Annotated in this window: 15 protein-coding genes and 1 riboswitch; of the genes, 7 read left to right on the top strand and 8 right to left on the bottom strand. The window is 66.8% G+C overall.

The genetic code is table 11. The annotated features are described in order from the left end of the window. Nucleotides 1-85: 85 nt before the first annotated feature. A riboswitch (FMN riboswitch) is annotated at nucleotides 86-238 on the bottom strand. A 140-nt stretch (nucleotides 239-378) separates the two neighbouring features. From IRG63_RS02165 to IRG63_RS02150, 4 genes are all read right to left on the bottom strand, one after another. Further along, nucleotides 379-924, bottom strand: coding sequence for a GNAT family N-acetyltransferase (locus IRG63_RS02165; protein WP_193509075.1), 546 nt, complete (start codon nucleotides 922-924; stop codon nucleotides 379-381). A gap of 2 nt (nucleotides 925-926) precedes the next feature. Further along, nucleotides 927-1,931, bottom strand: a complete 1,005-nt coding sequence (gene trpS / locus IRG63_RS02160; protein WP_168625595.1) for a tryptophan--tRNA ligase — start codon at nucleotides 1,929-1,931, stop codon at nucleotides 927-929. A gap of 150 nt (nucleotides 1,932-2,081) precedes the next feature. Next, a complete protein-coding gene (locus IRG63_RS02155; RefSeq protein WP_193509073.1) occupies nucleotides 2,082-2,915 on the bottom strand; it encodes an exodeoxyribonuclease III in 834 nt (277 codons plus the stop codon). A gap of 10 nt (nucleotides 2,916-2,925) precedes the next feature. Further along, complete coding sequence (locus IRG63_RS02150; RefSeq protein ID WP_193509072.1) at nucleotides 2,926-4,011, bottom strand: YihY/virulence factor BrkB family protein; 1,086 nt, start codon at nucleotides 4,009-4,011, stop codon at nucleotides 2,926-2,928. 117 nt (nucleotides 4,012-4,128) lie between these two features. Between IRG63_RS02150 and IRG63_RS02145 the strand changes: the two genes are divergently transcribed. After that, the gene (locus IRG63_RS02145) at nucleotides 4,129-5,625 is read left to right on the top strand and encodes a sigma-70 family RNA polymerase sigma factor (protein WP_193509071.1); all 1,497 of its coding nucleotides are present in this window, start codon (nucleotides 4,129-4,131) and stop codon (nucleotides 5,623-5,625) included. A gap of 104 nt (nucleotides 5,626-5,729) precedes the next feature. On the opposite strand, the gene IRG63_RS02140 is transcribed toward IRG63_RS02145, so the two are convergent. The 4 genes from IRG63_RS02140 to sdhC are packed head-to-tail and all read right to left on the bottom strand — an operon-like array spanning nucleotide 5,730 to nucleotide 9,171. After that, nucleotides 5,730-6,506 (bottom strand): succinate dehydrogenase iron-sulfur subunit, encoded by a 777-nt coding sequence (locus IRG63_RS02140; protein ID WP_168625591.1) that lies wholly within the window; start codon nucleotides 6,504-6,506, stop codon nucleotides 5,730-5,732. Then, nucleotides 6,506-8,293, bottom strand: a complete 1,788-nt coding sequence (sdhA, locus tag IRG63_RS02135; protein WP_193509070.1) for a succinate dehydrogenase flavoprotein subunit — start codon at nucleotides 8,291-8,293, stop codon at nucleotides 6,506-6,508. The genes IRG63_RS02140 and sdhA overlap by 1 nt, the downstream gene beginning before the upstream one ends. Then, entirely contained in the window at nucleotides 8,294-8,737 is a 444-nt protein-coding gene (gene sdhD / locus IRG63_RS02130; protein WP_168625589.1) for a succinate dehydrogenase, hydrophobic membrane anchor protein, read from the bottom strand. 5 nt (nucleotides 8,738-8,742) lie between these two features. After that, nucleotides 8,743-9,171, bottom strand: a complete 429-nt coding sequence (sdhC, locus tag IRG63_RS02125) for a succinate dehydrogenase, cytochrome b556 subunit (protein WP_370566155.1) — start codon at nucleotides 9,169-9,171, stop codon at nucleotides 8,743-8,745. Nucleotides 9,172-9,318: 147 nt separating this feature from the next. Between sdhC and IRG63_RS02120 the strand changes: the two genes are divergently transcribed. The 6 genes from IRG63_RS02120 to IRG63_RS02095 all read left to right on the top strand — a co-directional run bounded on the left by IRG63_RS02120 (nucleotide 9,319) and on the right by IRG63_RS02095 (nucleotide 17,111). Continuing rightward, nucleotides 9,319-10,440 carry a mannose-1-phosphate guanylyltransferase gene (locus IRG63_RS02120; RefSeq protein ID WP_168625587.1) on the top strand — a complete coding sequence of 374 codons (1,122 nt, stop codon included), beginning with the start codon at nucleotides 9,319-9,321 and terminating at the stop codon, nucleotides 10,438-10,440. Between the two features lie 146 nt (nucleotides 10,441-10,586). Beyond that, complete coding sequence (locus tag IRG63_RS02115; RefSeq protein ID WP_168625586.1) at nucleotides 10,587-11,672, top strand: BMP family protein; 1,086 nt, start codon at nucleotides 10,587-10,589, stop codon at nucleotides 11,670-11,672. Nucleotides 11,673-11,816: 144 nt separating this feature from the next. Next, nucleotides 11,817-13,337 carry an ABC transporter ATP-binding protein gene (locus IRG63_RS02110; RefSeq protein WP_168625585.1) on the top strand — a complete coding sequence of 507 codons (1,521 nt, stop codon included), beginning with the start codon at nucleotides 11,817-11,819 and terminating at the stop codon, nucleotides 13,335-13,337. Between the two features lie 68 nt (nucleotides 13,338-13,405). Then, nucleotides 13,406-14,635, top strand: a complete 1,230-nt coding sequence (locus IRG63_RS02105; RefSeq protein ID WP_168626815.1) for an ABC transporter permease — start codon at nucleotides 13,406-13,408, stop codon at nucleotides 14,633-14,635. Next, nucleotides 14,632-15,915 carry an ABC transporter permease gene (locus IRG63_RS02100; protein ID WP_193509069.1) on the top strand — a complete coding sequence of 428 codons (1,284 nt, stop codon included), beginning with the start codon at nucleotides 14,632-14,634 and terminating at the stop codon, nucleotides 15,913-15,915. Before IRG63_RS02105 ends, IRG63_RS02100 begins: the two co-directional genes overlap by 4 nt. Continuing rightward, nucleotides 15,912-17,111 (top strand): MFS transporter, encoded by a 1,200-nt coding sequence (locus IRG63_RS02095; RefSeq protein WP_193509068.1) that lies wholly within the window; start codon nucleotides 15,912-15,914, stop codon nucleotides 17,109-17,111. Before IRG63_RS02100 ends, IRG63_RS02095 begins: the two co-directional genes overlap by 4 nt. Nucleotides 17,112-17,120 lie beyond the last annotated feature (9 nt).

The following is a 17,120-nucleotide window of genomic DNA, read 5'->3' as shown; positions in this document are numbered from 1 at the left end:
CGGTCCCTCTAGTCCCTGTAAGTCAAGAGACGAGCCCCGGGAATGGTCGGCGAATGCCGACAACGCGACCGCTTTTGGGCGTTCGCGCGTGCACCTCCCATCCGGACTGAGGAATGTCGCCATCCCATAACCGTCGGTGCTGGAATTTCACCAGCTCAACCGCTTCTTGGTTTGCGCCAAGTCGCGGGTCGCGGACTGTAACCGCCGGTTCGGACTTTCACCGACCCCGGAGCACGTGCTTCGAGTATACAAACGCACCCAGTGCGAAACTATTCCCGCTCCCACCGAAGGCGATTAACCCGTTTCAAGGAAACCTGCGGTTTGAGAGCCGAAATTCAGTCAACCGGGGTGATCGGGCGCTGAATCTCCTTGACACGGTTAAGCGGGCCAGCCGGCTTTCGGCGAGCGGGAGTCGGTTGGCCGGAGTACGGCCTGCCAGGAATCCGGATGCGAGCCGTCGCGACCGGCCACCATGGCCGATTCGACGCCCGTGTACGTGAAGCCGGCCTTCCGCGCGACCGCGAGCGACGCCGTGTTGCCGACGATCGCCTCCCAGCGCACCTCGGGCACCCAGCCCGACTCGAATGCCCAGTCGACGACCGCGTTCACCGCGAGCGGCGTGTAGCCGGAACCGCGGTGCGGGGCGCCAAGCCAGAAGCCGATCATCGTGTTCTTGCGAAGGCCCACGACGCCGAGGAACTCCCCATCACGCCGGAGCGCCCACGTCACTTCGGTGTCGCTCGACCAGCCGCGCGGCACGAACTCGTCCACGAAGAACTCGGCGTGCTTCGGCTCGTACGGCCACGGCAGCGTCATGTACGCCTCGAAGAGCGGATCCTGGCAGTACTCGGTGATCAGCGGCACGTCGGCGCGCGTCGGCTGGTCCAGCACGAGCGGCCCTGCGGTCAGGTCGAACGGCTCCACGCTCAGGCCCTCGGCAGCAGCCCGATGCGGTCGTACACCCGCGCGAGGGTCGCGTTCGCGATCTCGGCGGCCCGGTCGGCGTTGCCCGCGAGCACCCGGTCGAGTTCTGCCGGGTCGTCCAGCAGCTCGAGCGTGCGCTGCCGGATCGGCGTGAACGCCTCGACGACGACTTCGGCGAGCTCCTTCTTCAGGTCGCCGTAGCCGCGGCCCGCGTAGTCCTGCTCGAGCTCACCGATCGACCGGCCGTCGATCGCCGAGTAGATGGTCAGCAGATTCGCGATGCCCGGCTTCAACTCGCGGTCGAAGCGGATGTCGCGCTCGGCATCCGTCACCGCCGATTTGATCTTCTTCGCGGTCACCGACGGCTCATCCAGCATCCATACCACGCCGGCCTCGCTCGAGGCAGACTTGCTCATCTTGGCTGCAGGATCCTGCAGGTCGTAGATGCGCGCGGTCTCCTTCATGATCTGCGCCTCCGGCACCACGAAGGTGTCGCCGAAGCGCGAGTTGAACCGCCCTGCGACATCGCGCGTGAGCTCGACGTGCTGACGCTGGTCGTCACCGACCGGCACCACCGCGGCGTCGTAGAGCAGGATGTCGGCCGCCATCAGCACCGGGTAGGCGAACAGGCCGACCGTCGTCGACTCGGCTCCGAACCGGGTCGACTTGTCCTTGAACTGGGTCATCCGGCTCGCCTCGCCGAAGCCGGTGATGGTGTTCAGCACCCAGGCGAGTTCCGGATGCGCGGCCACGTGTGACTGCACGAACAGCGTCGATTCGGCCGGGTCGATGCCGGCGGCGATGTACTGGGCTGCGGTGCGGCGGGTGTTCGCCCGCAACTCGGCCGGGTCCTGCGCGACGGTGATCGCGTGCAGGTCGACGATCGAGAAGATCGCGTCGTACTCGGCCTGCATCCGCTTCCATTGCTCCAGCGCGCCGATGTAGTTGCCGATGTGGAGGCTGTTGGCGGAGGGCTGCATGCCCGAGAACAGGCGGGTCTTGGTCATGGGTTCAGTCTTTCAGGTGTTGAGAGGGTGTTTCGTGCAGGGGCGCGGCCGGTAGCCCGAGGGGTCGCAAAGGGGCCTTCGTGGGCGGCGGGAGGGGCTGTTTCTGACCCCTCGAGGCTGTGCGCGCGTGGCTTCGTCCAGCGATGTGGCTCAGATGGCGTAGTCGGCCACGACGGGAGCGTGGTCCGACCATCGCTCGTCCCACGCGGCAGCGCGGTCGATCGAGTAGCCGACGGTCTTCTCCGCGAGCGGCAGTGTCGCCAGCTGGTAGTCGATGCGCCAGCCGGAGTCGTTGTCGAACGCCTTGCCGCGCCAGCTCCACCAGGAGTACGGGCCTTCGACCTCGCCCGCCCACTTGCGACCGACGTCGACCCAGCCGAGCCCGGCGCCCGCGTTGTACCGCGGGTGGTCCTCAGCGCCGAGGATGCGGTCGAAGTAGGCGCGCTCCTCCGGCAGGAACCCGGCGTTCTTCTGGTTCCCCTTCCAGTTCCGGATGTCCAGGGTGCGGTGCCCGACGTTCAGGTCACCCAGCACGACCGCGTGCTCGGAATGCTTGGCCAACTCCGGCATCCGCGCGGTCATCGCGTCGAGGAACTTGTACTTGTCGTCCTGCTTCGGGGTGCCGACCTCGCCGGAGTGCACGTAGGTGCTGACGACGGTGATGACGCTGCCGTCGACCTCGTAGTCGGCCTCGAGCCAGCGGCCCGCGGTGTCGAAATCCGGATGCCCCAGGTCGACCCGGTGGATGCTCGCCCGGTGCCGGCTGGCCAGCGCGACACCCGCGCGGCCCTTCGTGGTGGCCGGGTCGTGCAGGATGTCCCATTCGCTGCCGAGCAGGTTCTCAAGGTCATCGCTGGAGGCGCGAACCTCCTGCAGCGCGAGGATGTCGACCCCACGATTTTCGAGCCAGTCGCCCATGCCCTTGCGGAAAGCCGCTCGAACCCCGTTGACGTTGACACTGGCAATGCGGAGGGGTTGAGGCATGCATTCCAGCCTACCGATCGCCCCCGACGCGCTCGTCCGCCGCCGCAGCGAGGCCGTCCCTCGCATCCGGCTCGTCGCGCCGCCCGGGATGCAACAGCCGCCACAGCCGACCATGACGTCGACGATGCTCCGCCTCGAGCTGCCGCGCAATGAGCTCCCGTTCGCGTCGAGCCGCCTCCTTGCGCTCGGCCGCGACGTGCGGGTCGGCGATGAGCCCGACATCGGTCATCCCGACCGAGATCCAGGACGCCGCGAGCAGAATGACCGAGCACACCAGGTTGAACCAGATCAGCAGACCGATGATCGCAGCGAAGGATGCGAGCAGCGGGTTGCGGGTCGCCCCGCCGAGCAGCACCGTTCCGAGCACCTTGAGCACGCCGAGTCCGACCGCGCCGATCAGCGCCCCAGCGAACAGCCGCCTTGCTGGGATGACCAGCCCCGACATCACCCGGAAAAGCGCGGCGAGCACGACCGTGTCGAGACTGAGCATGAGCAGGAGACCGATAACGCGCACGGCGACGGATGCGACTGGCGAGTCCGTGGGGATGCCGAGCCAGCCGAGCATGGTGTCCAGGGCCGCGGTGCTGAACACCGAGAGCCCGGACGAGATCACGAGCGCGATGCCGAATGCGACGGCGAGGCCGGCGTCTTTGAGCTTGAGGAGGAAGAAGTTGAGTTCCTGGTTGGGCAGGTCGAACAGGGCGCGCACCGCGTCACGCGCAGCGGCAAGCCAGTTCAGTGCCGTGATGAGGAGACCGACGGCGGCGATCAGGCCGGTCCAGCCCAGAATCTGCGCCTCGAGCAGCACTTGCGTGTCGACCGCACCCGTCCCGTTCCACTCAAGCAGTCCCGGCACCGACGCATCGATGATGTCGAACAGGGCGTCCCTGAGCTCCGGATTGGCTTCGATGAACAGCCCGGCGCTCGCGAACGCCACCCAGATCGCCGCGAACGTCGCGAAGATGCCGTGGAAGGCCAGGCCCGCGGCCATCAGCGGCCCGCGGAACTCGATGAAGTGAACGAACACCCGTACCGGGCGCAGTTGCTTCGCCCATTCGACGGCCCGCTTCGCCCGCTCACCCAGCCCGCTCGCCACGGCACCAGTCTCCCCCATCGGGGGGTCGAATTGGGGGTATGGACTCCCGGGCCGATCCAGCGGACGATTGAGGTCAGTCCGACGACTCGCTTACCCGTGAATTGCCGGAGGCCTTACGTGGGGATCAGGGGAAGAAAAGAGGGGGAGGCGTCGGACGAGGCTCTCGTCCTACGCTCCCGCAGCGGCAATTCGCGCGCGTTCGCTGAACTCTGGCGTCGCCACGCCACCGCCGCACGCCGGGTCGCCGGTGAATTCACCACCAGCCTCGATGCCGACGATCTGGTCTCCGAGGCGTACCTGCGCATCTACGAGCAGGTCCGCGCCGGCGGTGGCCCGACCGGCGCATTCCGCCCCTACCTGTACACCGTCATCCGGAATCTCGCCGCCCGCTGGGGAAGCGCAGACCGGGCGGTTCAGGTTCCCGACCTTGACGCGGTGGCCGAACCGATTCTGCCCGATGACCCGTCGCTGGAGCTCGACAGGTCGCTGACCGCGCGGGCGTTCGGCGCGCTGCCGGCGCGCTGGCAGGCGGTGCTCTGGTACACCGAGGTCGAAGGTCTCGACCCGCACCAGGTCGCGCCCTACCTGGGTATGAACGCGAACAGTGTCGCAGCTCTCGCCTACCGCGCCCGCGAGGGGCTGCGCCGCGCGTGGCTGCAAGCGCACGTCAGCCACGCGGGCGTCACCCGGGAGTGCCGGTGGGTTTCGGCCCGCATCGGCGACCGGTCGCGGGACGGGCTCGGTGCACGCGACCGCAAACGCTTCGACGACCACATCGCGTCCTGCGCGCGCTGCGGGATCGTGGCGGAGGAAGTCGAGGACATCAGCGCACGCCTAGCAGCGGTGCTGCTTCCGCTCACGCTCGGGGGTGTGGTCGGCGGGAGCATGCTCGCCGCGTTCGGCGCGGGCCGGTCGGCGCATATCCCGGATTCGGCCGCCGAGCTGTTCATTCCGGATGCCGCAGTATCCGCCGCCGCAGCCGCCCCGAGCGCTGCGTCGTCGTTCGTCACGACGGTGATGGCGCCGATTGCCGGCGGAGTGGCGATGTTCGCCGGTGTTGCAGCTGGTGTCACGGCAGAGCCGCCCGCGGAGGAGCCACCGCCCCCGGTCAGCGCGGAGGCGCCCAACACCGAGCTGGTCGAGGTGCCGGAGATCGTGCGCGACCAGGCGCCGGCCCAGTCGGACGTCCCGGCGGTCGACCCGAGCGCCGTTCCGGACCTGGAACGGTTGGTCGGGGGAGTGATCGACACCTTGACCGGATCCGACGCGCCGCCGCCAGCGCACAGTGCGCCAGGCGGAGTGGTCGGCGCCGACATCTCGCTGGCGGGCACCGGCACCCCGGGTGCCAGAGTGTCGCTGCAGGCAGCCGGCCAGATCTACGCGACGACCTCCATCGCAGCTGACGGCAGTTTCTCGCTTGTCGCGACTGCGGTGCCGAGCGGTGTGGGGTCACTCGAACTGGTGCAGGCCATCGATGAGAGCAGCCCGATCGCCGGCTCCGACGGAAGCGGAGTGCCCAACAAGCTCACGAGAACGGGCGACCCGCTCGTTGCGGACCTGATGCGACCGCTCAGTGTGCCGAACCTGCCGGCGAACGTGACCCTCGCCGGCTGACGCCCGCCGGCTCAGGCGCGCCGAGAGGCACCCCTTAACCGCGAGTCGCCCACTTCGGCCCCTGATTTCGCTGGAAAAGGGGCCGAAGTGGGCAACTCGTGACCCTAGGGCTTGCCCCGCAGGATCGCCTGCTTGACCTCCGCGATTGCCTGCGTCACCTGGATGCCACGCGGGCACGCCTCGGTGCAGTTGAAGGTGGTGCGGCAGCGCCACACACCTTCCTTGTCGTTCAGGATGTCCAGGCGCACGTCGGCCGCGTCATCGCGCGAGTCGAAGATGAAGCGGTGCGCGTTGACGATCGCGGCCGGGCCGAAGTACTGCCCATCGGTCCAGAACACCGGGCAGCTCGAGGTGCACGCGGCACACAGGATGCACTTGGTGGTGTCGTCGAAGATCGCGCGCTGCTCAACCGACTGCAGGCGCTCCTTGCCATCCTTCGGCTTCGAGCTCGCGATGAGGAACGGCTGCACCTCACGGTAGCTCTCGAAGAACGGCTCCATGTCGACGATGAGGTCCTTCTCCAGCGGAAGGCCCTTGATCGCCTCGACGTAGATCGGCTGCGAGATGTCGAGATCCTTGATCAGCGTCTTGCAGGCCAGGCGGTTGCGGCCGTTGATGCGCATCGCATCCGAGCCGCAGATGCCGTGCGCACAGCTGCGCCGGAACGACAGCGAACCGTCCTGCTCCCACTTGATCTTGTGCAGCGCGTCCAGGATCCGGTCTGTCGGGAACATCTCGACGTCGAAGTCCTGCCAGCGCGGTTCCTCGTCGACCTCAGGGTCGAAACGCCGGATGATCAAGGTCACCGTGAAGGACTGCAGCGGCGAAGCCGTTGCCACAACCCCTGCTGTTGCCGGGGCCTTCTCGACTACCGTAGCCATCAGTATTTCCTTTCCATTGGCTGGTAATTGGTGATGCGCACCGGTTTCCAGTCCAGTCGAATGTGGTCCTCTGCTTTGGCGGAGTGCGGGTCACCCGTCAGGTACGCCATCGTGTGCTTCAGGTAGTTCTCGTCGTCGCGGTCAGGATAGTCGTCGCGCATGTGGCCACCGCGGCTCTCCTTGCGGTTGCGCGCGGAGAACACGACCACCTCTGCCAGGTCGAGCAGGAAGCCCAGCTCGATCGCCTCGAGCAGGTCGGTGTTGAACCGCTTGCCCTTGTCCTGCACTGACACGTTGCGGTACCGCTCGCGCAGGTTGTGGATCGTCTCGGTGACGGATGCGAGTGACTCGTCGGTGCGGAACACCTGGGCGTTCCGATCCATCTCGTCCTGCAATTCCTTGCGGATGGCGGCCACCCGCTCGGTGCCGGTCGAGTCGCGCATCCGGGTGATCGCATCCCGAACCGTCGCGGCCGGGTCCTCCGGCAGCGGCACGAAGTCGACGGTCTTCACGAACTCCGCCGCGTTGTTGCCCGCCCGCTTGCCGAACACGTTGATGTCCAGCAGCGAGTTGGTGCCGAGGCGGTTGGAGCCGTGCACCGACACGCACGCGCACTCGCCGGCGGCGTACAGTCCGGGCACGACCGTGTCGTTGTCGGAGAGCACCTCGGCGTTGTTGTTGGTCGGGATGCCACCCATCGCGTAGTGCGCGGTGGGCATGACCGGAACCGGCTCGGTGACCGGGTCGACACCGAGGTAGGTGCGCGCGAACTCCGTGATGTCCGGCAGCTTGGTCTCGAGCACCTCAGCCCCGAGGTGGGTGCAGTCGAGGTAGACGTAGTCCTTGTTCGGACCGGCGCCGCGGCCCTCCGCCACCTCCTGCACCATGCAGCGTGCGACGATATCGCGCGGCGCGAGGTCCTTGATGGTGGGCGCGTAGCGTTCCATGAACCGCTCGCCGTCGGCGTTGCGCAGGATCGCGCCCTCACCTCGGGCGCCCTCGGTGAGCAGGATGCCCAGCCCGGCCAGTCCGGTCGGGTGGAACTGGAAGAACTCCATGTCCTCCAGCGGCAGGCCCTTGCGCCAGATGATGCCGACGCCGTCACCGGTGAGGGTGTGCGCATTCGAGGTGGTCTTGTAGATCTTGCCGAAGCCGCCGGTCGCGAAGATCACGGCCTTCGACTGGAACACGTGCAGCTCGCCGGTGGCCAGTTCGTACGCGACGACGCCGGCGGGCTTGCCCTCGTTCATCACGAGGTCGAGCACGTAGAACTCGTTGAAGAAGTTGATGCCGTGCTTGACGCAGTTCTGGTACAGCGTCTGCAGGATCATGTGGCCGGTGCGGTCGGCGGCGTAGCACGCGCGACGGACAGGGCTCTTGCCGTGGTCGCGGGTGTGCCCGCCGAAGCGGCGCTGGTCGATCTTGCCGTCTGGCGTGCGGTTGAACGGGAGGCCCATGTTCTCCAGGTCGAGCACCGCGTCGATGGCTTCCTTGGCGAGGATCTCCGCCGAGTCCTGGTCAACCAGGTAGTCGCCACCCTTGACGGTGTCGAAGGTGTGCCATTCCCAGCTGTCCTCTTCGACGTTGGCGAGCGCCGCGGCCATGCCGCCCTGCGCCGCGCCGGTGTGCGAGCGAGTCGGGTAGAGCTTGGAGATGACTGCGGTCTTGGCCTTCGGGCCGACCTCGATCGCCGCGCGCATTCCGGCGCCGCCGGCGCCAACGATCACTACCTCGAACTGGTGGTAGTGGACTCCGTCGACGATCGAACCGTCAGCGTATTCAGCCATTTACAAGTCTCCACAGATGCTAGGAAGAAGGTCGGTCGGTGCGCCGACGGGGCACGGGTCGAAGGTGAAGATGACCAGCGTGCCGAGAACGAGCAACACCACGGTCGAGAGACCGAGCGCGCCCTTCAGGGTGAGGTTCACCATCCGATTGTGCGTGTAGTCGTTGATGATGGTGCGCATGCCGTTCGAGCCGTGGATCAGGGCGAGCCACAGCAGCAGCGTGTCCCACCACTGCCAGAACGGGTCGGAGAGCTTGCCGCCGACGAAGGCGAAGTCCAGTGCCTTGACGCCGTCTCCGATCATCAGGTTGACGAAGAGGTGGCCGAAGATCAGCACGACGAGCACGACGCCGCTGACCCGCATGTAGATCCAGCCCCACTTCTCCCAGTTGATGCCGCGGCGGCGGATGCGTGGGGCGCGGGGACTGTCGATTGTGGTTGCCATCGCGCTCACTCCCCAAACACGTTCATGAGGTGGCGGGGGGTGAAGCCGATCATCAGGATCAGCCAGAGGATGACGACGGCCCAGAACAGCACGCGCTGGTGCTTGGTTCCCCACGACCAGAAGTCGATCAGGATGATGCGCAGGCCGTTGAGCGCGTGCAGGCCGATCGCGGCGACCAGGGCGACCTCGCCGATCCCCATGATCGGGTTCTTGTAGGTGCCGATGACCGCGTTGTAGGCCTCCGGGCTCACCCTGACCAGCGCGGTGTCCAGGATGTGCACGAGGAGGAAGAAGAAGATGGCGACGCCGGTGATCCGGTGCACCACCCACGACCACATACCCTCACGACCCCGGTACAGGGTGCCGGCCGGCGCTTTCAGCTTGGTTTGCGGTTCGAGCGTTGATGCCCTGTTTCCCGCTGTTTTCTCTGGCACGACCAACCCTCCTGCGGATCTCGAGCCCCGTGCCGGGGCAGCCCGGCCTGAGGCGCGGACGTCATCCATCCTATTCCGCGTTTTCGCGGTGCCGTTCCACGTCCTTGCGCGGCCGTCGGGTGGACCCGGCGGTCTACAGTTGGGGGCATGGCGCAACAGAGAGACCCCCTGGACCGCTTCTACAGTGTCATCCCGGCTGGCGGAATCGGCTCCCGCCTGTGGCCGCTGTCGCGCGCGGATGCGCCGAAGTTCCTGCACGACCTCACCGGTTCCGGGAGCACGCTGCTGCGCGCGACCTGGGACCGGCTGACCCCGCTGTCCGGGGCGCACCGGATCATGGTGGTGACCGGTCGAGCGCATCGCGCCGCCGTCGAGGAGCAGCTGCCAGAACTCGAAGACCACAACGTGGTCCTCGAGAGCGAGCCGAAGGAATCATCGGCAGCGATCGGGCTTGCCGCTGCGATCCTGCGGCGCCGCGAGCCTGAGGTGATCATCGGCTCGTTCGCCGCCGACCACGTGATCACGGATGTCCGTGGCTTCCGTCGCGCGGTCGGAGAGGCGGTCGCCGCGGCGGATGCCGGCTATATCGCGACGATCGGCATCACCCCGACCGAGCCGGCGATCGGCTTCGGCTACATCCGCTGCGACGGCACCCTCGGGATCGACGGCGCTCCGAGCGCGACGAAGGCTGACACCTTCAAGGAGAAGCCCGAGCTATCGGTCGCCAAGAAGTACGTCGCCGACGGCAATTACCTGTGGAACGCGGGCATGTTCATCTCCCGCGCCGACCTTCTGCTCGAGCAGCTGGGCAAATCGCAACCGGACCTGCTCGCCGGCCTCGAGGAGCTCGCCGAGGCGTGGGATACTCCGCGTCGCGGCGCCGTCGTCGACGCAGTCTGGCCGAGACTGCCCAAGATCGCCATCGACTACACGGTCGCGGAGCCGACGGCGGCCGAGGGTCGGATGGCCGTCGTACCCGGCGACTTCGATTGGAACGACGTCGGCGACTTCGCCGCGATCGGCAAACTGCACGCGCGCGGACGCGCATCCGATCTCGCCATCCTCGGCGAGGGAGCCCGCGTGCTGGCCGACGCGTCGAGCGGCGTGGTGGTGAGCCAGACGGGCCGGCTGATCTCGCTTGTCGGGGTCAAGGACATCGTCGTCGTCGACACCCCGGATGCGCTCCTGGTGACCACGAGCGCGAACGCGCAGCGGGTCAAGTCGGTGGTCGACGCGCTCAAGTTGTCGGGCCGCAGCGACATCCTCTGACCAGCGCCCCCGCCAGGGGCTATTGCAGGTTGGTAACCTTTGCGTTTCATCGCCCCGAATGCCTAACAGGGGGAACCGTCATATTGGGTACTCTGTACTCCAATGGCCGCGGCAACGGACGCCGGGGCAGCACCTTGGAGGACACCTTGAGAACCAGCTCTCGTAGGACCGCTCTCAGCGGACTTGCGGTCGTCGCCAGCAGCGCCCTGCTGCTCGCCGGCTGCGCATCAGCACCTGAAGACACCACAGCACCCACCAACAACGCGAACTCCGACTTCCTCTCCTGCATGGTTTCTGACACCGGCGGGTTCGACGACAAGTCGTTCAACCAGCTCGGCAAGCAGGGCCTCGACGAAGGCGCCGACGCGATCGGCGGCGAAACCAACGCGGTCGAGTCGCAGGCGGAGACCGACTACCCGCAGAACATCACCAACCTGGTCGACGAGGGCTGCGGCATCATCGTGACCGTCGGCTTCCTTCTCGCCGACGCCACCAAGACCGCTGCCGAGGCGAACCCCGACGTCAACTTCGCGATCATCGACGACTCGTCGATCGACCTGCCCAACGTCAAGCCGATCGTGTTCGACACCGCTCAGGCGGCGTTCCTCGCCGGCTACGCGGCAGCCAGCTACTCGAAGTCCGGCATTGTCGGTACCTTCGGTGGCATCCCGATCCCGCCGGTGACCATCTTCATGGACGGCTTCGTGCAGGGCGTCGAGTACTACAACGAGGCGAAGGGCGCATCCGTCAAGGCTCTCGGCTGGGATGTTGCCGCTCAGGATGGCGCGTTCACCGGTGGCTTCGACGCCAACGACACCGCCAAGAGCACCGCGCAGAACCTGATCGACCAGGGCGCAGACGTGCTCCTGCCGGTCGGTGGCCCGATCTACCAGAGCGCAGCAGAGGCCATCCGTGACGCCGGCACCGAGATCGCCCTCATCGGCGTCGACGCCGACGTGTTCGAGACCGACCCGTCGATCCAGGACCTGCTCCTGACCTCGATCATGAAGGGCATGGCGGTCGGTGTGAAGGACGTCGTGGTCAGCACCTCCGAGGGCAACTTCGACAACTCCCCGTTCGTCGGAACCCTCGAGAACGGTGGTGTCGGGATTGCTCCGTTCCACGAGTTCGAGTCGAAGGTCGACGCGGCCTTGCAGGGCGAGCTGGATGACATCAAGGAAGGCATCATCAGCGGCGAGATCAAGGTCACGTCGCCTTCGTCGCCCAGCTAAGTAGCAAATAGCGACAAACGGCTCGGGGAGGCCAGCACCGCTGGTCTCCCCGATTCCGTTGTAATCTTGCCCGATCGCATTCCGATCCGCGTCAATGGCGTCGCGGCGCGATCCCCCGCACTTACAAAAAAGGAACATCCGGCAATGAAGCTCGAACTTCGCGGCATCACCAAGCGATTCGGCACTCTGGTAGCGAACGACCACATCGACCTGACCGTCAAGGAAGGCGAGATCCACTGCCTCCTCGGCGAGAACGGTGCAGGCAAGTCGACGCTCATGAACGTCTTGTACGGCCTCTACCACGCCGACGAGGGCGAGATTCTCCTCGACGACGAGGTGCAGCACTTCGCCGGCCCCGGTGATGCGATGGCCGCCGGCATCGGCATGGTCCACCAGCACTTCATGCTCATCCCCGTCTTCACCGTCGCGGAGAACGTCATGCTCGGCCACGAGCCCGCAGGCGTCGCCGGGCGGCTCGACTTCAACGCGGCGCGCGCCAAGGTCAAGGAGATCTCCGACCGCTTCGGTTTCGATGTCGACCCGGACGCGCTCGTCGGTGACCTCCCCGTCGGCGTCCAGCAGCGCGTCGAGATCATCAAGGCCCTGTCCCGCGACGCGAAGGTGCTCGTATTCGACGAGCCGACCGCGGTGCTGACTCCTCAGGAGACCGACGAGCTCATGGGCATCATGCGCCAGCTCAAGGAGGCCGGTACCTCCATCGTCTTCATCACCCACAAACTGCGCGAGGTGCGCGAAGTCGCCGACCGCATCACCGTCATCCGTCTCGGCAAGGTCGTCGGTGAGGCGAGCCCGACCGCAACCAACGCCGAGCTCGCCTCTCTCATGGTCGGCCGTGCCGTCGAGCTCACGGTCGACAAGGGGCCGGCACAGCCAGGCGAGTCAGCTTTCATCGTCGACGACCTGTCGGTAATCGACCCGATCGGCCAGCTCGTGGTCAACCACATCAGCTTCGACATCAAGGCAGGCGAGATCGTCGTCGTCGCCGGAGTGCAGGGCAACGGCCAGACCGAACTCGTCGAGGCCATCATGGGTCTGCAGCACCACGTGACCGGCGACATCCGCCTCGACGGTCGATCGCTCCGGCACAATTCGGTGCGCGAGATCCTCGACGCTGGCGTCGGGTACATTCCCGAGGACCGCGGCGAGGATGGGCTCGTCTCGGGCTTCACCATCGCCGAGAACCTCATGCTCGACCGCGCGGGCGGCGAGCCGTTCGTGAAGAGGGGCAGCCTGCAGCTTGAGGCGCTCGCCGAATTCGCCGAGCAGAAGGTCGGGGAATTCGACATCCGCGCGCAGGGCATCGGCACCAACGCCGGCAACCTGTCCGGAGGAAACCAGCAGAAGGTCGTGCTCGCCCGCGAGATGAGCCGCGAGCTGCGCCTGCTCGTCGCGGCGCAGCCAACGCGCGGACTCGACGTCGGATCTGTCGAGTTCGTGCACACCAGGATCGTCGAGACGCGGGATGCCGGAGTGCCGGTGCTCGTCGTCTCCACCGAACTCGACGAAGTGGTCGGACTCGCCGACCGCATCATCGTCATGTACCGAGGAGGGATCGTGGGCATCGTCCCAGCGGACACGCCGAGGGATGTTCTCGGGCTCATGATGGCCGGCGAGGCACCCGCGGGAACGGGAGTGGCAGCGTGAGCGGCGAGAAGTCGACCGAGGTCCAGCCCGAGCAGGCGCCGGAACCCGGCCAGCCCGGCACCGAGGTGATGCAGGAGGAACGCGAGGAGTCGCGGTTCAGTGTCGCGCTTCGCGAGATCATGAGCGGCAGCGCCGTGCTCTCGGTGCTGTCCGTGCTCATGGCGCTCGTCGTCGGCGGAATCCTGATCGCGCTGACCGACCCGCGCGTGCAAGAGGCATCCGGCTACTTCTTCTCCCGGCCCGTTGACACCTTCAGCGCCATTTGGGACGCCGTCGCGGGTGCCTACACCGCGCTGTTCAACGGTTCCATCTACAACTTCAGGCGGGAGGGCTTCGACAACGGCATCCGGGCCCTGCTCGAGACCCTCACCCAGGCGACACCGCTCATTGCGGCGGGTCTGGGTGTGGCGGTCGGCTTCCGCGCCGGCCTGTTCAACATCGGCGGCCGCGGTCAGATGCTGATGGCCGCCGCCGCAGCCGGCTGGGTTGCCTTCGCGCTCGACATGCCGTTCGGCATCCACTTGGTCATCGCTCTCCTGGCCGGCATGGCTGCCGGTGCGGTATGGGCGGGCATCGCCGGATTCCTGAAGGCGAAGACCGGCGCCAACGAGGTGATCACGACGATCATGCTCAACTACGTCGCGTTCTACTTCCTCTACTGGATGCTGAGCACCCCAGGGTGGCTGCAGGCGCCGGGATCGAACAACCCGAAGACCCCGGGTATGAAAGAGACCGCCGTGCTGCCCAAGCTGTTCGGTGACCGCTACAGCCTGCACCTCGGATTCCTCCTCGTCATCGTCGCGACGATCTTCGTCTGGTGGCTGCTCAACCGGTCCAGCCTCGGCTTCAAGTTCCGCGCTGTCGGCCTGAACCCGAGTGCTGCGCGTGTCGCGGGCATCAACGTCGACCGGATGGCGATCTACGTGATGCTCATCGCCGGCGCGCTTGTCGGCATGGCAGGTGTGTTCCAAGTGCTCGGTCCGGTGACCACCGGATTCAGCGCGGGCATCGACGCCGGCATCGGCTTCGATGCGATCACCGTCGCGCTGCTCGGCCGTTCGCGCCCGTGGGGCGTCTTCGCCGCCGGACTGCTGTTCGGCGCGTTCAAGGCTGGCGGCTTCACCATGCAGGCATCCCAGGGCATCCCGATCGACATCGTGCTGGTCGTGCAGTCGATGATCGTGCTGTTCATCGCGGCGCCGCCGCTGGTGCGGGCGATCTTCCGCCTGCCCAAACCGGATCCGACCACGCGGAGACCCAAGAACATCCAGGGCAAGAAAGCGGTGGTGACCAAGTGAGCGTCCAGACGACAACGCCGTCATCGGCACCGATCACCCTCGAGCGGACGGTCGTCAAGAGCTGGAAGGCGCCGATCTTCTTCGGCATCTTCGCGCTTGTTGCCCTGCTCGCGTTCGGCGTGTTCGGTCGCGAGGGGTTCAGCACCTTCCGGCTCTCCACGAGCTACGACCTCATCCAGATTCCGGATATCTCGCTGCCGACCCGCGCGACCGGCTGGATCATCGGCATCCTGCTGCTGGCGCTCACCGCGCTGTCGGCGTGGATCGTCAACCAGGGCAGGAAGACCCCGCTCTGGCTGACCATCGTGTTCGGTGTGCTGTTCATGGTCGGATTCCTGACCTGGACCTCCGCCGGCTCGCTGCTGCCGGTGCCCGGTCTGCTCATCGGCGCGGTCAGCCTGAGTGTCCCGCTGATCTTCGGCGCCATGTCCGGCGTCATCTCCGAGCGAAGCGGTGTCATCAACATCGCCATCGAGGGCCAGCTGCTCGCCGGCGCGTTCACCTCGGCGATGGTCGCATCCATCACCCGCCAGCCGCTGCTCGGCCTGGTCGCCGCGATGATCGCTGGCGTGCTCGTGTCGTTCGTCCTCGCCGCATTCGCGATCAAGTACGTCGTCGACCAGATCATCGTCGGTGTCGTGCTGAACGTGCTGGTCACCGGTCTCACCGGGTTCCTGTACTCGCAGGTGCTGCAGGAGAACGCCGCTCTGCTGAACTCGCCACCGCGCTTCGAGCGGATCCCGATCCCGGGGCTGGTCTCGATACCGATCATCGGCCCGGTGCTGTTCAACCAGACGATCATCGTCTACGTCATGTACATCACGGTTGCCGTGGTCGCCTACGCGCTGTTCCGCACCCGCTGGGGCCTGCGCACGCGCTCGGTGGGCGAGCACCCGACCGCCGCCGACACCGTCGGCATCAAGGTCAACATGACGCGGTTCATCAACGTCTCGATCGGTGGCGCGATCGCCGGCTTCGGCGGTGCGTACTTCACGCTCGGCTCAGTCGGTTCGTTCACCAAGGAGATGACAGCCGGAGCCGGCTTCATCGCCCTCGCCGCGGTCATCTTCGGCCGGTGGGATCCGATCCGCGCCATGCTCGCGGGCCTGCTGTTCGGGTTCGCGACCAACCTGCAGAGCGTGCTCGGCATCATCGGGTCGCCGCTGCCCAGCGAGTTCCTGCTGATGCTTCCGTACATCGTGACGATCTTCGCTGTTGCCGGATTCGTCGGTCAGTCGCGAGCGCCTGCGGCCGACGGCAAACCATACATAAAGGCGTGACTACCGCCGCCCCGGCTTCCTCGACACGCGCGCCGTCGAGGGGGCTGTGGGCGGCGATCGCCGTCGTGCTGCTGGCACTCAACCTGCGGCCGGCGATCGTCGCCGTCTCCCCGCTGCTCGACGAGATCTCGGATGCGGTCCAGCTCACCGCATTCAGCGCCGGCCTGCTCGTGACGTTGCCGGTGCTGTGCTTCGCCGCGCTCGGGCCGCTGGCCCCTGTACTTGCCAGGCACGTCGGTCTGGAGCGAGCGCTTGGGCTGGTGCTCGTGCTGATCATCGCCGGGTGCGCGCTGCGGCTCGTGCCCTCGCTGTTCGGACTGTTCGGCGGCACCGTGCTTGTCGGCACCGGCATTGCCTTCGGCAACATCCTTCTGCCCGGCCTCATCAAGCGTGACTTCCCGCACCGCGTCGGACTGATGTCCGGGCTGTTCTCGATGTCGCTGGCCGGGGGAGCGACCCTCGCGGCCGGCATCACCGTGCCGGTCGCCCGTGCCGGCGGGCTGGATTGGAACGTCGCGCTCGGCGCGTGGGGCATCTTCGCGGTCATCGCGCTCGCGGCGTGGCTGCCGATGATGCGTTCGGCCGGCCGCACCGCGGCATCCGGAGGCGTCGCCGTCGCCCTGCACCGCGACCGGGTCGCCTGGTACGTGACCGCCTTCTTCGGCCTGCAGTCGTTCAATTTCTACGCCACAACAGCGTGGCTGCCCACCATCCTCATCGCGCGCGGCGCGGACACGGTGTTCGCTGGCGGGATGCTCGCCCTGATCAACGTCGTCAGCATCGTCCCTGCCCTGGTCGTGCCCATGCTGCTTGACCGGATGCGCAGCCAAGCAGGGTTCGCGATCGGGCTCGGCGTGCTCTTCTTTGTCGCAGTCGGCGGCTTCCTGGCGGTGCCCTCCGCTCCGGTGCTGTGGGTGACGCTGCTCGGGATCGCTCAGGGCGCGAGCCTCGGTCTCGGGTTGACGCTGCTCGTCCTGCGCGCACCTGATGCCGACCACACGACGAGCCTGTCCCGGATGGCCCAAAGTTGGGGCTACCTGCTCGCTGCCCCCGCGCCGCTGCTCCTCGGGCTGCTCAACGACGTCACCGGCGCGTGGACAGCATCCCTCATGCTGCTGCTCGTCATGCTCGTACCGCAGTTCGTCGCGGGCTATCTCGCTGGTCGGCCAGGGCTGGTGCAAGGGCGGCTACATTGAACACGGAAG

The sequence above is a fragment of the Cryobacterium sp. BB736 genome, from assembly GCF_014980265.1.
Classification (GTDB): domain Bacteria; phylum Actinomycetota; class Actinomycetes; order Actinomycetales; family Microbacteriaceae; genus Terrimesophilobacter.
This window is presented reverse-complemented; position numbering and strand designations above follow the sequence as displayed.